This is a genomic window from Labrys sp. E2SS-1L, assembly GCF_057073705.1.
On the sequence record NZ_CP172712.1, the window covers coordinates 5384066 to 5400205 of the forward strand.

The following is a 16140-nucleotide window of genomic DNA, read 5'->3' on the forward strand; positions in this document are numbered from 1 at the left end:
CCGAGATCCTCGAGCAGGCCGGCGCCCGCGGCAGGCTCGATCGGACAGGAATAACGGTGCGGATGAGCGCAATCTGGATATGAGAACGGATCTGAAGCAGCAAAAGGACGGCGAAGCCAAGGAGCTCCTGCCGCCCCCCGGCCCGGAGGAACGGCCCAGGCGGACCGGGCTCGCCTTGCGCCAGTTCGCCAATGCCACCAAGGTGTTCCGCGGGCGGAGCACAGACGTCACCGTCGTCGACGATACCCGTTCGCCCGAAGCCGTTCCCGACCTCGGTTCGCGCCAGTCCAGGCCTTATCTGTGGAGTTTCGTCCTGCTGGTGCTCATCCCGAGCATCGCCGCGTTCGTCTATTTCTTCGTCATCGCATCGGATCAGTTCCAGTCCGAAGCCCGTTTTACCGTGCGGGCCATGGAGCCGGAAATGTCGGACAAGGGCGGCGAATCGGAAACCGCGGCCACCCCGACGAGCAGCTCGATGATACCCGTAGCAACCGCCCAGAACGCGCATATCGTTGCCAACTACATCCGCAGCCGTGCCATCATCGATGACATCGGCGCGCAACTGAACATCCGCGAGATCTTCCAGCGTCCGGAAGTGGACCGCATCGCCCGCCTGTCCAATAAAGCTTCGATCGACGAACTCACCGACTATTGGCAGCGCAAGGTGGATGCCTATGTCGACCCCGTCTCCAACATCGTCACGGTGGATGTCACCGCCTTTCGCGCCGAGGATGCCCTGCGGCTGAACCAGGCCGTGCTGGCCGAAAGCGAGAAGCTGATCAATCGCATGTCGGAGCGGGCGCGGCGGGACGCGACCCAGGCCGCAGAGGCCGAAACGCGCCAGGTCTTCAAGCAGTTGCAGGACAGCCTCAAAGCGCTGCAGGACTTTCGCAACAAGGACGCGCTGATCGATCCGAGCCAACAGGGTACCCAGATCGCGACCTTGCTGATGCCCCTGATGACGGAACGGCTGAAGCTGAAGAATGACGAGGCGGTGATGGCGGCCGAGCTTCAGCCCGACGCCCCCAGCCTGCGCGTCCTGCGCAATCGCATCGCCTCCCTGGATGAGCAGATCGCGGCGTTGCGCGGACAATTGACCGGCAGCGACTCCCAGACCCTGGCCACCTCGCTTGCCAAATATGAAGAGCTCGACGTCGACCGCCTGCTCAACGAACGCAAATACGCCCGGGCACAGGCGGCGCTGGATCGCGCCGAGATCAGGGCACAGAGACAGGCCGTCTATCTAAGCATGTTCGTGCCGCCAAGCCTGCCCGAATTCGCCAAATATCCCTACCGCCTCGTCTATCCCCTGATGTTCTTCCTGTCCCTGCTGATCATCTGGGCGATCGGCGCCCTCACCTATGCGTCCGTGGAAGACCATCGGCTGTGAGCAGCGGCGACCAGCACTCCGGTTCGGCCATGCGGGTGGGAGGCCACGGTCGGTGAAACGGCTCAGGTCCCTGCTGAAATCGTTTCGTGAACGCCCGGCGATCGCAGCCGATTTCGACCCTGTCTTCTACGCCGCCCATCATCCCGATCTGCAGGGCCTGCCCAGTGCCGAGCGCCTGTGGGCCCATTATGTCGAGCATGGCCGACGCGAAGGGCGTCCACGCAATCTCGGCGAGGCAATCGCGGAGTGGGAGCGGCGCTTTGGTCCGCTACCACCCGCCTTCGACGTCACGGCCTATCGCCTCCTCAATGAGGACCTTGCCCTCGCTTACGTGCACGACCACCAGTTCATCCGCCATTTTCTCGAGCATGGCAGGCAGGAAGGCCGCCCCTTCCTCCTCGACATGCCGACCGGCGGAACGAACGCCGTTCCCGGCGCCTGGCCAGCTCTGTTCCGCACGCCCGAATTCACGGCGATGGCCCTGGATTGGCTGCCCTCGAGCGCCCTGTCGCGCGCCGAGGCGCTGCGCATCTTCGTGGAGAGTGGCATCGAGCGCCTCGCTCCGATCAGCTTCAAGCACGGCTTCGACCCGCAGTTCTATCGCCAGACCTACGGCCGGGCCGAGGCAACCGATGCGGCTGAGCTCTACCGGACCTGGCTCACCGAAGGCGTTTCGGCCGGCCGCGCGCCCAACGAAACCGCATTCCTGGAGCCCTATCTCGGGGGGCGCTGCTATCCCGCGGATTTCGCCTGGCAGGCCTATCGGGCGGGGCTGCCGCCGGCTGAAAGCGCCGGGATAGCCAATCGTGCCGGGGCCTTGGCGCACCTGTTCGAACGAGGCTTCGAGACAAATGGAGACGTCGGCGACATCGCCGGTTTCGATCTCCTGGCGGCAATCGGAGACTTTCAGCTCAGGCGTGGCCGTCTCGCCCTGGCGGCCCGAGCCTATGACCAGGCCGAGGCACGCGATGCGGCCGGGTTCGACGGCTCGCTGCTCTGTCGGCGCGGCAAGGCCCGACAGGCTCGATCCGCCGGCGAAGCCCTGTCCGATTTCCGCCTGGCAATCGCGCGAGACGACCATCCCTGGGATGCCGTGCAGGCAGCGATCGCCTTGTTGATCGGCGAAAACGCCTTCGAGCAGGCCCTGCACGTCCTGCGCGAACAACAGGAACGCTGGAACGAGCGTGCCGACTTCCTCGCCTGCGTCCATCGCACCCTTCAGGCCTGGTTCGATCATGCCAAGGCCGGCGCGCTCGAGCTCTACGCCCTCGGGAGGCGCAAGGAAGCCGACAGCGTGATCGAGGCCGCCCTCGCCGGCATTGAGGCGGCACTCGTCGCGCTCGACCGCCTGCCGCCCGCACTGCCGCTCCCAGCCGGGGGCACCGTCATCATTCTGGCCAACCAGCAGCTGCGCCAATGCCGGCACTATCGGGTGGAGCAGAAACTGCGCCAGTTCGAACAGGCCGGCTTGCAGGCCGAGGCCTTTGACGAGACACAGGCCGAGGCGTTCATTGCCGCTCTTGCCGGCGCCAAGGCCGCACTGTTCTATCGGGTGACCGCAACGCCTGCCGTGCAACGAGCCATTCTGCATGCCCGCGCCCTCGGCTTGCCGACCTATTACGAAATCGATGATCTCCTGTTCGACGGCCGCTATTTCCCACCGGACCTGTCGACCTATGAGGGACAGATCACGCCGCACGAGCACCTTCAGCTCCAGCTCGGGGTACCGCTCCATCGCTTCGCCATGAGGCTGTGCGACACGGCGATCGCCTCCACCTCCGCGCTCGCCCGGCACATGCAGCCGCTGGTTCGCCTGGGTAGGTCGCTGGTGCTGCCCAACGGGCTCGACGCGCGCAACGACGCCTTCCTCGCCCGCAGGCGCCAATTGCAGCCGTCCGACAAGCCGGTGACCTTGTTCTACGGATCAGGCACCAAGGCGCATAATCTCGATTTCACCCGGGAGCTTGCTCCCATTCTTCTCGACCTCCTGCGCGACTATCCGCAGTTGCGCCTGGTCGTCGCCGGTCATCTGCGGCTCGGGCCGGAATTCGCTGTTCATGCCGACCGGATCACCCGGGTCGGCTTCGTCGAGGATATCGACGAATATTGGAGTGTGCTGCAGGCCTGCGACATCAATCTCGCCGTGCTTTCGCCTGGAGGGAGCGCCGACTGCAAGAGCGAAATCAAATGGCTGGAGGCCGCCGCCTGCGCCATGCCATCCGTGGTCAGTGCCACCGCCACCTATCGCGAGGTGCTGTCGCACGGCGTCGACGGCTTTCTGGCCGAAAACGGGCAGGAATGGCGCGATTGCCTGAAGGCTCTGATCGACTCCCCCGAACTACGGCTGGACATCGGGAACCGGGCCCGCGAGAAAGCCCGGCAGCGCTACGCCCTCGACAGGGGCGCCGCCATTCTGGCCGAGACCTTCGCCCCCGCAGGACGCGAAAGCACCTCCCCGTCGTCATCATCGCCTCTCAAGGTACTGGTCTGCAATGTCTTCTTCGCACCGCAAAGCCATGGCGGCGCTACCCGCGTGGTGGAGGACAATGTCGATCACCTCATCGATCATTGCCCGGATATCGAGGTCAGTATCTTCGCCAGCGACGAGGGACGCCTGCCCTATGAGAGCCTGAGCTGTGACAGCTACAGAGGCCGTCCGGTCTTCCGGGTTTCCGTCCCACCGGCCCCTCTGCGGGACTGGCAGCCCTTCAACCCGAACCACGGCAGGCAATTCCGTCGAGTGCTCGATCTCGTCCAGCCGGACATCGTGCATTTCCATTGCATCCAGCGCCTCAGCGCTTCCATCGTCGAAGCCGCGGAGCAGGCCGGGATCCCCTATCTCATCACGCTCCATGACGGCTGGTGGCTCAGCGATTCCCAGTTCTTCATCGATCGCGATGGTATCCTGCGGCTGCCGGGTGAGAACCCGTTCGACACCTGCGCCGTCGAGGGGGTCAGCCTGCCGCAGTCGGTCGCGCGTCGCCAGGCACTGGCCGCGCTCCTGGGTAAGGCCGCGGCAGTGCTCGCCGTGTCGCAGTCCTTTGCCGCCCTCCATCGCGATGCCGGCATCGTCACAGCGGAGGCGCTGGAAAATGGCGTGCCCGCGCTGGAGCTCCATCCGCGCCGCCGCAGAACGGACGGCCGTCTCGCCCTTGGGCATCTGGGTGGCCGCTCGATCCAGAAAGGCGCGACCCTTGTCGAGGCCGCTCTCCGCAAAGGCCGTTTCGAGCGCCTGGCCCTGACCATGATCGATCACACCCTCGCACCGGATGAACGCCTGCCCACCTGTTGGGGCGCCACGCCGGTTCTCCTGCGCGGCCCCTGCCCTCCGTCAAAGGTGGCGGCGCTCTATGCCGAGCTCGACACGGTGCTGGCGCCTTCGGTCTGGCCGGAGAGCTTCGGCCTGGTCGCCCGCGAAGCGGCCTCGCTGGGCCTGCGCGTGGTGGCCTCCGACAGGGGAGCGATCGGCGAATGCATCCGCCTGCCCGAGCAAGGCGTGGTCATCGATGTCTCCAGCGATGCGGCGCTCACCGAGATCCTGGGGGCGATGAACGCCAATCCCGAGGCATGGCGGGCCGGATCCCCTCCAGCACAAGGCCTCCTGCGCAGGGCTGCAGACCAGGGCCGCGAACTGGCGGATCTCTATCGTGCCATTGCGCTGCGCTGAACGCAGCGCAATGGCACGTCTCAAGCCAGCCGGCGACGAATGACCCCGACCAGGCCGATACAGATGAACCAAGCCAGGATCGAGCCCAGCAGGACCACGCCGATACTGAGCCAGCGGCGCGGATAACGCGGTTCCTCGGCCTCGGCCGGCATTTCCACGGTATGCAGATAGAGCATTTTACGTTCGCTGTAGATGCGCGCCATGTTCAGGCTGATCGAGGCCTGGGCATAGCGTTTTTCCGCGATCTTCTGCTCGAGATCGAGATTGGCGAAGAGGCTGAGCTTCTGGGACAGGGCGCCCTTGTCGCCCTGCTGCTGCATCGTGGTGATGCGGTTCTGCACGCCCTTCACCTGCTCCTTGAGCGAGGCGATCCGCTGGGCCGCCAAGCGCATCTGGGGCGCATCGGCGGCAACATAGGCCGAGCGGGTCGCATATTCCGACTGCATCGTCAGCAACTGGCCCTCGAGCTGGGTCAGGAGCGTGCCCAGATTCTTGCTCTCTTCCTTGATGTCGAAGATCCCTTCCGCGTTACGGGCCTTCTCATAGGCGACGCGCGTGGTCTTGAGAGCCTCCCCGGCCAGCTGCAGATCCCGTTCCGACGCCGAGACGGTGTCCTTGAACATGCGCTCGTTGAGCTGGTTGATCATTGCCTCGCATTGCTGGATCACTGCGGTCGCGATCGTCTTCGCATCCGCGGCGCTGAACGCCCGCACGCGGAGCGTGACGATACCGGACGGCATGGACACCGCAGCCGAGGAGCGCCGTGTCCAATAATTCGTGAATTTCTCGATCGGCAACGCCGCATTGAAGCGGGAGAAACGGTCGATCTTGTCCGAGCTGTAATATTTACGCAGATCGATGGAGTCCTGCAGCTTGGCCACCAGGGCCTGGCTTTCGGCATAGGACACCACGATCATCGTATCCTGCACGATCGCGATCGGCGGCAGGCCGGTAGCCGAGCCGAGATCGTCCATCTTGGGCAGGGCACCGCTGGAGACCGTGAATTTGGCGATCGATTCATACTGGTCGGAAGCGATGAAGCCGAAATAGGCTATCGACGCGATATTGGGCAGAACCACGACGAGAACGAGCAGAACCAGGCGGATAATGCGCTCGCGCGCCCGCCGGCGCAGGCCCTGTGCCCCATAGAAGGCCTGTTTCGACCGGCTGGAGAAACGGGCACGACGCGAGGCATCGGACAGCGCCTTCGAGACGGACCGCACGCGTTCGATCGACCTGCTTTGCCGATCGTCGATTTCAGTCTGGATATCGTTCATCGATCCGTCAGCGGTTCAAACGGTTGTACATGGCAATGGCGTCGGGCACGTTCGGGTACATGGTCAGCCGGCCATCCGCCAGGACGCCGCCTCGGTCGCAAAAGGTCGAGATCGTCCCCATCGAATGAGAGACTACGATGAGGCCGGCATTCTTGCGCCGCTCGTCGAAGGCCTGGCGGCAGCGCAGCTGGAACTTGGCATCGCCGACGGCGATGATCTCGTCGATGAGATAGACGTCGAACTCGATCGCCATCGACAGGGCGAAGGCAAGTCGGGCCGCCATGCCGGAAGAATAGGTCTTGATGGGCACGTCGAGATAGTCGCCGAGTTCGGAGAAATCCTCCACGAAGCGGGCTGCCCTGGCAATGTCGGCGCCATAGGCCCTGGCGACGAAATGCACGTTCTCGCGGCCCGACATGGCGGGATGAAAGCCGCCTCCAAATCCGATCGGCCAGGATATGCGGACGGAGCGGCGGATCTTGCCGCCATTGGGCATCTCCGTCCCCGCAATCAGCCGCAGCAGAGTGGATTTCCCCGCCCCGTTCACGCCCATGAGGCCGTAGGCATAGGATGTATCGAAGATCATCGAGACACGGTCGAGGATCATCTTTCGATGTTTCTCGACCTTGTAGTACTTCGTCACATTGCTGAGTTGAATCATGTCGACCGAAGAACTGCCATCCAGGATTGACGCCCCGTCCCTCGCGGACGGTGACACCATATCAGCTTCACGCCCAATTCACTATTCAAATGGCCGGGCATCGGCATCACTGCGACCGATGGAGGGCAGGCAGGACCTGCGACAGGGCTTCCCTATACCTGTCCTCGTTGTGCTCTGATTGGAGCCTGTCGCAGCAGCCTTGCCGGAGACGATGCCACAACTCTTCGGAACGGTAGAGCCGGACGATCGCAGCGGCGAACCCCTCCGTGTCATCGACTGATACGGACAGCACTTCCCGCTCGTTGCTCCAGCCAAGCTGCCCGAGAAGCAGGTCGGTGATCACGGCGGGCACACCGAACGAGGCCGCTTCATAGACCTTGTAGGGCGTCCCGGCAGCAAAGCGCGTCGGCGCGATGGCAATGCGACAGCTATCGTAGATCGGAGCGAGATCGGCCACGGGCCCGTGCCAGGTGACCCGGCTATGCGACAGGAAACGGTCGAGGGCCAGGCCGGGGGCGACATGCCCGACCAGGTTGAGCCGGGTTTCCCAGCCGAGCTCCGCCTCGACGAGCGGCAGGATTTCCTCGATGAACCAGTTCAATGAATCGTAGTTGGGCGTGTTCTCGGCATAGAGGCTGCCGACGAAGAGGAGGCCGGCCCGATCCTGGAAGCTGCGAGGGGTCGGGGTGACGGGCCGGTAGGTCCCCACCACCCTGGCATGGGGGAAGCCGAATTTGTGCAGCACGGCGGCTTCAGACGGACTGACGGTGACGATCTCCTGGCAGAAATGGCCGTGCTCGAATTCCCGCGCCATGGCCTCGCCGAGATCGAAGGGCCTGTTTTCACGCTTCGCCTGCAGCTCCTCCCGCAGCGAGAAGACCGCTTCCGTATCAAGGACGACGCTCGTCTTGTTCGGGTTGAGATTGAGATCTTCAAGGTATCTATAAAGAAAATTCAGATTGTGAGCGCGGCAAATCCAGATACAATCAAAATAATTCTTTCGATCATTAATGAATTTATTGAAGTCATGATGATTGAGATCGTGAATGATCTCGACGTTATCAGGAAAATCCGCATAGATTTCGGCAATCGGCGCTGCAGTCCCGTGGACCGGAAAGACCGTCACCTGATAGCCCATCCCCGCCATCACGCGGATGAGGTCGTTGCTCCGGACCGCACCGGCTCCCAGGCCGCGCAGCGGAATATAGTCCTCGACATAGAGGATCTTCGGCTGGGTCTTGCCGGCAAAACGCGCCTCCAGCAGGGCTTCCGGCGTGTTCGGAAAACGATGCTTCAATGCCTGCAAATGTTTGGCATGGAAAGCCTTCTGGTTCTTGTGCATCAGCCCGAAAGCGGCGCCCGAGTCACGCGAGCTGCCATATTCGTAATGGTAGACCACCACATTGGGATCGTAGACGACGCGGTAGCCTTCCTTCCACACCTGCAGGCAGAGGTCGGCGTCTTCGTAGTAGGCCGGGGCGAATTGCGGATCGAAGCCGCCGATCTGTGCAATCAGATCGGCGCGCGCCATCAGGAAGACCCCGGAGACGAAATCGACGTCGCGGACGAAATTCGCTTCCGGGCTGAGCGGCGCCCAGTCCCGCATATAGCCGTTGGTCTTGCCGTCCCGCCAGATGATGCAGCCGGCCTCCTGCAGCTTTTCATTGGTGCGGATCACCTTCGCGCCGACCACGCCGATCTGCGGATCGGCCTCCAGCCGCGCCATGGCGGCGGCGATCGCCCCGGTGGAAAGCCTCACATCATTGTTCAGGAACAGGATGGCGGGGGCATTCGCATGCAGAAGCGCGCTGTTGCAGGCATGAATGAAGCCGATATTGGTCTCGAAGCGCAGATGGACCATGCCCCTGACATAGCGCTGGATCTGCTTGACCTCGTCCGTCGAACCCGAGTCGACCAGGATGAGCTGGATCCCGCCGGCGTAGTTGTCCCGTAGTGACGCCAGGGTCATCAAGGTCATGGCCAGGTGGTTGTGCACCACCACGATGACGCAGACATCGGCGCGGCCTTCGACGGTGAAGTCGATCGGCCGGCGCGCATGCTGGGGAGCCATGTTCTCGGCATGGCTGAGAAACAGGGCGCGGGCCTGCTTCTCCGGCACGTCGATCGGGGCGCCGGTCGGCGCGAAGGGCAGCCCCTTCAGGAGACCGACGGTGAGGAGATGGGCGAAGGGATCGGCCACCTTGGCCAGTTCTGCATTGACCACCACGCTGGAGCGGCGGGCCCAGTAATATTGCAGATTGATATAGTTGGTCGGGTTGCGCAGCTCATGTTGGCCATAGCGCAGGAAATGCAGATAGGCATTGCGGAACCACTTGCCCCGGCCGATGACCTTCTCGATGTCGCTATAGCGTTCGATATAGAAACGCTCGCGGAAATATTCGAGCGGATCGAAAGACGATGGATCCGGGTTCGACAGATAGTGATGCAGAGCGCCTTTGAACTGCTGCTCCGCAACGGCCTGCTCGACCTCGGGATAGTGCAGACAATACCAGGCGGCATCGAAATAGGGCGAGGTGGGGACATCCCCCCTGCCCTCGTCGATCCAGGCCAAATAATGCTGAAACGCGCCCGTGGCGGTCGGGACCGGCTGGCCGACAATGTCGGCCATGTGCCGGCGATAGATTTGCGGCGAGAACAGCAGATGGGCCTGCCGCCCTTCCTGGGCACCCCTTTTCAGATAGTGGTCGTAGAGATTGGCAAAGCCCCCCTTGATCAGGGCGGCATCGGTCAAATCCGCGTAGAGCTGGCGATAGAACCCCGGTTCGAACAGCCAGTGTGCGGAGCGCTCGTTGCGCCCGCTCTGGCAATAATGCTCGAAACCGCAGGTGATCCGCCCCTCGGCGATCGCCTGGGCCACCTGCTCATGCTCGGAAACGTAGAAAGCCTCGTCGAAATAACGATTGGGCGAGTGCCCGAGCTTCATGCCCTGGGTGAGATAGAACTCCAGGGGATCCGCCTCTTCGGCGGCAATGGGATAGGTTCGCCGATACCAGTCCGGGTCGAACCGACCCCATAACGGCCCGCCTCCGCCAGCCGAACCCGTGAGCGTGTCCAGAACCACCCCTTCCAACGCCTTCCACTCCCCCAATATCCGGCAGCGCCTGAGCAACGCCTCTCGGAAAAACGAGCTTCTTCTACAACTCTTTGTTTCTGCTTGTCTTTGTGGCTTCGAGCGACGTCATCGGGCGCAAAGATCAAGCTTCATCTGGTGCCACTTCCCTTGGTGCTGCCGAAATCGGCAAAGAAGGTCTTGCGCTTGCCCTTCAGCCAGTCGCGATCCTCCGGGCTTGCATCCTCGTCTTCCACGAAGTCGCCGGTCATGAAATAGGGCCAGGGCTGCTGTTCGGGCGCGCGCTTGAGAATGTCGCGGTAGATCGCGATCAGGTCGCGCGCCTGGTCCGCGGCGGTGCGGGGCTTGACGGCCAGGGCCGGCGGCGAAGCGAGATAGCGCTCGGGGGAAGCGTTGATCTCTTCGAGCGTACTCAACAAAGGTTCGATCGTGGCGACGTCGAGCACCCAGCCATTGACGTCATGCTCGATGCCTTCTCCGATCGCCCCGCGGTCGGAGGCGATCACCCACAGGCCGGCGGACGTGGCTTCGCGCGAGACCAGGCCGAAGCTCTCGGGCCAGACCGAGGGCACCAGCAGGACGTCCTGCTGCGCGTAGAGCGTGTGCATGTCTTCCTGCTTGGTCTTGCCGACGAAGCGGACCAGCGTCTCGCCCCAACGCGTTTCCAGGACCGGCCCGCCAAAGCGCTGATGATCGACGATCGTCAGTTCGAGATTGGCAAAGCGCCCCTGCTTGAAGGCGGCCTGCACGAGGTGGAAGCCCTTGTGGTGGGTTTCGCCACTGACCTGGACCAGGCGTACCTTGCCATTGGGGGAGCGGGTCTTCCTGATGCGTTCCATCGCCGGCACGCCATTGGGCACCGAACGCGCTGCGGGGTAGCCGGCGCGATGCATGATCTGGGTGAACGCATCCGAGACCCCCAGGATGGCGGCGGAGCGTTCGAGCAGGATGCGCAGGCGACGGCGGCGTTCGAGCGAACGCCCGATCGATTTGCCGAAGGGAGGCCTGGAGGGCAGCGCCTCCTCCGGCTCGACCGGCGCGCCGGTGATATCGGTCAGGAAGTTGTAATCGGAGACCCACCAGCCGTCATGGACGGTGTTGATATAGGGCACGCCTGCCCGGATGCAGGCGGTCATCAGCGAGGCACTCCCCCGCTGTGGGGAATGGATATGCACCAGATCGGGCCGCCAGAATTCCAGCACGCGGGCGAAGAGCTGGCCATAGCGCTCGTTGAAGGGCCGCCACTCCTGGATGTCCTCGATCGGGGAATTGGCCCGGAAGACCGGGATGCCCTTATAGTTCTCGACCCGCAGCTGGTAGGGCTTGCGGTTGTCATTGTCCGACGTCATCACCGCAAAATCACATTCGGTGGCAAAGTTCGAGCCGATGAAGCTGTCGATATTGTCCCTGATGACGCGGGTCGAGCCACCGATGGTCTGCGGTGGAAAGAAGATGTTGAAGAACAGGATGCGCTTCTTGCGCCGGGAAAGCTGCAGCCGGGTGTCGCTGCGATTGAAGGCGGGTGCCAGCAGCTCCTTGAACCGTTCGGCATTGCGCTCGAGGCTGTGGAAGCTCACGGCCTTGGCGCGCGCCGCCTCGGCCATGGCCTGACGGCGCTCGGGCGAGCGGATCAGGGTCTCGAGCGCGGTTTCCCACTCCTCGGGCGTACGCGCGAGAAAGGCGTCGACACCGTCTTCGAGCACTTCCTCATAGCGATGGGTGGCGCTGACCACCGAAGGCACGTTGAAGGCGGCGGCCTCCAGCCACTTGATCTCGCTCTTGCCGTTGGTGGTCGGCGCCGGCACGAGCACGGCCATGTTGACGTCGGCTTCGGCCAGCAAGGACCAATAGGACTGCACGTCCTTGGTCCATTCGAGCTGGGTGATACGCTCGCGCACCGCATCGAAACGCTCGTCAAGCGACAGATAGCCCACCACCATCAGGCGCACATTCGGGTGGCGCTCCATCAGGTTCAGCAACGGCCCGCCGACGAGATCGAGGAAGTCGCTGTTATGCGCCTTGGTGCCCGAGCCGTAGAACAGCACGACGTCATCGTTGCGCCGCACGCGCGGAATGCGCTGCTGGAAATGGTCGGCGTCATGGCTGTCGATGCCGTTGGGCAGGACGAAGCAGCGGCCGGTGCGCACCAGCTTTTCCATGTAGCCGGCGAGCAGGGTCGTGGAGGCGATGCCATAGTCGCACATCGCAAGCGCCGCCCGGAACAGGGGCACCCCCATCTGCAGCGAATGATAGAAGCTCTTGCTGACCGAGGCGCCATAGGTCTCGATCGGCTCGGGATAATGGGTGCCGTCGAAGATCAGGTCATCGATGTCGTAATAGCTGGGGATGCCGAGCGCCCGGCAGATCGAGATCGCCCGGATGTTCGACGGCAGGGCCGGCAGGCGATAGAAGATGGCGGCGCTGGCCCCCGGCATGGCCGTGATGAAGTCATCCACCTCCGCCTGGGTGTAGACTTCCAGCTTGAGGCCGGCCACCTTGGCGATCTCGATCTTCTGGGTCACGCGATATTGCGTGCATTGCCGCAAATCGACATTGGCCAGCATCACCACGCGCTGATCGGGCGTTGCCGGCAGCGGCGGGCCGGGCGGATCGAAGGTGTTCCACCAGCTTGCGATGTCGGCGACCACCTTGGTCATGACATCGTCCGCTTCCTGGCGGCGCTCCTTGGCATAGAGTTCCTCGGCCGCCATCCAGGCTTCCCGGAACGCGGCATCGATGGTCTGGCGCAGCGCCTCGCGCCAACGGATGTCGCCGCCGGAAGCCGTCCGGGTCTGGAGAAGCACCTCCACGGCCTGCTCGGGCTCGCGCAGCTTCAAGGCAGCCTCGATCGCCTTGACGGCGGTCTGGACCTGGATCGAGCCGGCGTCGATGGCCTGGCGATAGAGGGGTAGCGCCTCCTCCCACTTTTCCCGCGCGGCCAGGCAATCGGCCCAGCGCTCCCGTTCCACCGGCCCAAGCGGGCCCTTGCGGTCGAGGAAGGCATAGAGGCTGGCCGCACGGTCGGGATTGCGCGCCTTCAAGGCGCCTGCCAGGGCCAGCAGGAAGTCCTGGCCGCCGCTCGGGCCGAGCGGAATCTCATGCGCCGGGATCGCGTCGTTGACGGTGAGATGATAGAGCAGGTCCCAGCGATGCTTGGGCGTTACGCCAGGCCGGCTGCCATAGGCCCGCCAGTCGAACCCGGCCGGATATTCGAGCAAGGCAAGGCCGTGCAGCTTGAGATGTTCGGCGGCATTGCCGGGCACCTTGGCTTTCAGACCAGTAAACAGCCAATATTGATAGAGTTCGGCCGACGTCTTGCCGGCCTGCGCCGGATTGGCATCGGCAAAATAGACCGGATCGAAGGCGTGCACGAAGGAGATCGGCGCCAGGCGCTCGAATCCTTCGCGGATCATCGCCTGCAGGGCCTCCTGCTTGTTGGCGGCCTCCCCGACCCAGCGCGAGTTGAGAAGGTTGAACTCCTCAAGATTGAGGAAGCGCAGCCAATACCCGTCCTGCAGCCCCTCGCTCTGCGCGAGCTGGTCCAGCGTCGCGACCGCGCCGGCCGGTTTGCCGATGGATTGATAATGCTCCAGCAGGGCGTCGTTCGGTATCTGGATGCCCTTGAAATAGAGGGCACGGTAGAGATCGGCATCGAACTGGTAGGGAACGCGCCCTTCCTTGCGGCCATGCAGCAGGAAGTGCCTGGCGGCCGCATAGGACGAACCGAGGGAGGAGAGGTCGGAATAGCGCTCGATATATTCCTTCCAGTCGAACAGCTCCGGCAATTTGCCATGCTCGGCCTCGAGCTCGGCAATGTAGTGGCCGATACCCTTCTCGCTATAGAGACGACCTTCCGCCGCCCCATGGCTGGCATAGTGCTTTTCGGCCCTGGCCTGCGAGAAGGATTGCAGATCGGTGTGGGCGCTGACGTAGACCTGCCAGTCGAAATCACTCGGTAGATTGAGGTCCGGATTGGCCTGATACCCCGACGACGCGAAAGAAGGCATCTTCTTGATCGGTGCCAATTTTGTCCAGAAACGAGAGCTCTTGCCCATACTACACCGGTATTCAAACACGCTTTTGGTTCCGATCGCGGCGGCCGGTCAGTACCGGTCCTGCATCCGCGTCTCGGGCGGTAGAGACACCCCATCAAACGGGGAGGCTTAGCCAAATGGCAAAACAATCATCCTTGGGCTTCAAGCTCCTGATCAAGACCTACATCGATACGTCGAACACATTACTATCTGTTGACGATCGCCGTCGCCATGACAATTACATCTTGGTCCAGCACGACATGTGGTTTGTGGATATAGTGCCACGGGAAATCGCAGGGGCGGAAAAAGACTGCAGGCGATTCAGCTCTTGCCCGTTGTCCTCTTCCGGCTGGTGATCTTTATCGGTTCGGCAGCAAATATCACGCAATTTCACGAGCCGGATCGCGCGATAAAAACTGCAGAGGAGAAACACCGTCCGTCATGAATACAGCAATGAATGCATCATTGCGGCGATTCCACCTTGTCTTTCGAAAACTTTTGCCAGCCACGAACGCTCCCGCTACGCCACCGCGTTTCGGCCGGCCGAACCATCGGCTGCACTGCCGCCCTCGCTCGGATCGACCCGGTAGGCCGACAGTTTTGTGTGAAGGTGGATCTCGATCAGGACCGGGGCGGAGCCGTCATAATCCAGCAGGTCGGCGGGCAACCGGGCGTCCCCGTTCGACCAGCGCCACATGACCTGCCCCTCGCGTTCGCAGGCATAAAATCCGTGTTCCAGCCTGGGATGGTCGAGCGCGACCTCGCGAAGGCCATGCTCGCCGCGCAGGCAGATGCGCCCGACAGCCACGCCGAGCACACGGTCATCGTCCTCCACAGCTTCGACCTGGCCGGATCGCGAGACGAGGCGCGCCTGCCTGAAGTCCGGCGGCACGACAAAGGTATGAATGGCGCCTTCGATCGAGACCGGCCGACATTCGCGTTGATCGAACCAGAGGCGCAGGGCAGGATCCCCCACCATCCTGGGATCCGCCGTTTCGGCCGGAGGCAAGGAATCCAACATGTCCCTACCCTTCATGGCCCGGAAGGGACAGGAGACAGGCCTGAGGGCCGGTGCGAATGCAACGGCTTCGCAAAACTGACCGACACCAGGCAATCCCTTCCGAGGTTAGGAGCCAACCCGTCGCTCGCAGGCGGCGACGCGGCGGCGTTAATACCTATTTTGATTTTATATAATTCTACTTTTGGCTAATCCAGCCCATTTCTGGAATGGCAATGCGATGCCCGGGGACGCTCTGACCGGTCGTCATGGCAAGGCTGCAGCATTCTCCGCCGAGGCCGGCAGGTTTTCGGCTGGGAAACCGTTGAAAAAAACGAGGAGTCCTGCACCGGGAACGAGACGAGGAGCTTGCATCTCACCCAGGCGCGGGCGCCTCATCCATCATCGGATTCGCGCTGATTCGTCTGGCGTTCCAGCCATTTCTGCGCGCTCAGTTTCCGGCTCGGGCTGAGCATGCGATAGAGTGCGATGAGATCGGCCTCGTCGGGCGACAGGGTGATCTCGATACGCTCTTCGGCGAGCCCGTTCAGCAAAGTGTCTTCCCCGACACCCAACGCCTGGCACAAAGCCGTCAGATGCTTGTTGACGCTGCCCTCTCGCCCGGTTTCCCAGAAGGCGACCGCCGCACGCGAAACCTCGACCGCATCGGCAAGCTGCTGCTGGGTCATGCCGGCGGCCTGCCGCAATGCCCGGATCCGTTTTCCAAGTTCGGCGCTGGGTGAAACCTTCTGTCCCGCCTCGGCATCCTGATCGGTCAATTCAGCGCCGTTCTCGGCAATCCAGCGCCGGAACGCACTGCGGGAGGCCTCCTGCGGCGCATCATCGGCCGATTGCGACGCCAGGCGATAGAGCACCTTGCCCTTGAAGACATCGACGACGATTCGCTGGGAATCCTCGCGACCGGAAGACATCCAAATCTGGCCAGGCTGCAGGATCGTGGCGTAGCGCATGCCCCTGAAAAGCATGTCAGCCAGCCCTGTTCAAGGGCTGGCTGATTCTTGT

General features: G+C 62.9%; 8 protein-coding genes. 2 read left to right on the forward strand and 6 right to left on the reverse strand.

Annotation, left to right across the window (positions count from 1 at the left end; all coding sequences use genetic code 11):
• Positions 1 to 79: 79 nt before the first annotated feature.
• On the forward strand, positions 80 to 1390 hold the full coding sequence (locus tag ACIGJE_RS25175; protein ID WP_415085512.1) for a KpsE/RkpR family capsule polysaccharide export protein: 1311 nt from the start codon (positions 80 to 82) through the stop codon (positions 1388 to 1390).
• Between the two features lie 52 nt (positions 1391 to 1442).
• Positions 1443 to 5057, forward strand: a complete 3615-nt coding sequence (locus ACIGJE_RS25180; protein ID WP_415085510.1) for a glycosyltransferase — start codon at positions 1443 to 1445, stop codon at positions 5055 to 5057.
• 20 nt (positions 5058 to 5077) lie between these two features.
• On the opposite strand, the gene ACIGJE_RS25185 is transcribed toward ACIGJE_RS25180, so the two are convergent.
• The 6 genes from ACIGJE_RS25185 to ACIGJE_RS25210 form a co-directional block, all read right to left on the reverse strand.
• Complete coding sequence (locus ACIGJE_RS25185; protein ID WP_311933012.1) at positions 5078 to 6334, reverse strand: KpsE/RkpR family capsule polysaccharide export protein; 1257 nt, start codon at positions 6332 to 6334, stop codon at positions 5078 to 5080.
• 7 nt (positions 6335 to 6341) lie between these two features.
• Complete coding sequence (locus tag ACIGJE_RS25190; protein WP_415085508.1) at positions 6342 to 6995, reverse strand: ABC transporter ATP-binding protein; 654 nt, start codon at positions 6993 to 6995, stop codon at positions 6342 to 6344.
• Between the two features lie 106 nt (positions 6996 to 7101).
• Positions 7102 to 10077, reverse strand: coding sequence for a glycosyltransferase (locus ACIGJE_RS25195; RefSeq protein ID WP_415085591.1), 2976 nt, complete (start codon positions 10075 to 10077; stop codon positions 7102 to 7104).
• A gap of 140 nt (positions 10078 to 10217) precedes the next feature.
• Complete coding sequence (locus ACIGJE_RS25200) at positions 10218 to 14093, reverse strand: glycosyltransferase (protein ID WP_415085506.1); 3876 nt, start codon at positions 14091 to 14093, stop codon at positions 10218 to 10220.
• 547 nt (positions 14094 to 14640) lie between these two features.
• Positions 14641 to 15141, reverse strand: a complete 501-nt coding sequence (locus tag ACIGJE_RS25205; RefSeq protein WP_415085504.1) for a hypothetical protein — start codon at positions 15139 to 15141, stop codon at positions 14641 to 14643.
• 371 nt (positions 15142 to 15512) lie between these two features.
• On the reverse strand, positions 15513 to 16049 hold the full coding sequence (locus tag ACIGJE_RS25210; protein ID WP_483678958.1) for a helix-turn-helix domain-containing protein: 537 nt from the start codon (positions 16047 to 16049) through the stop codon (positions 15513 to 15515).
• Positions 16050 to 16140: the final 91 nt, after the last annotated feature.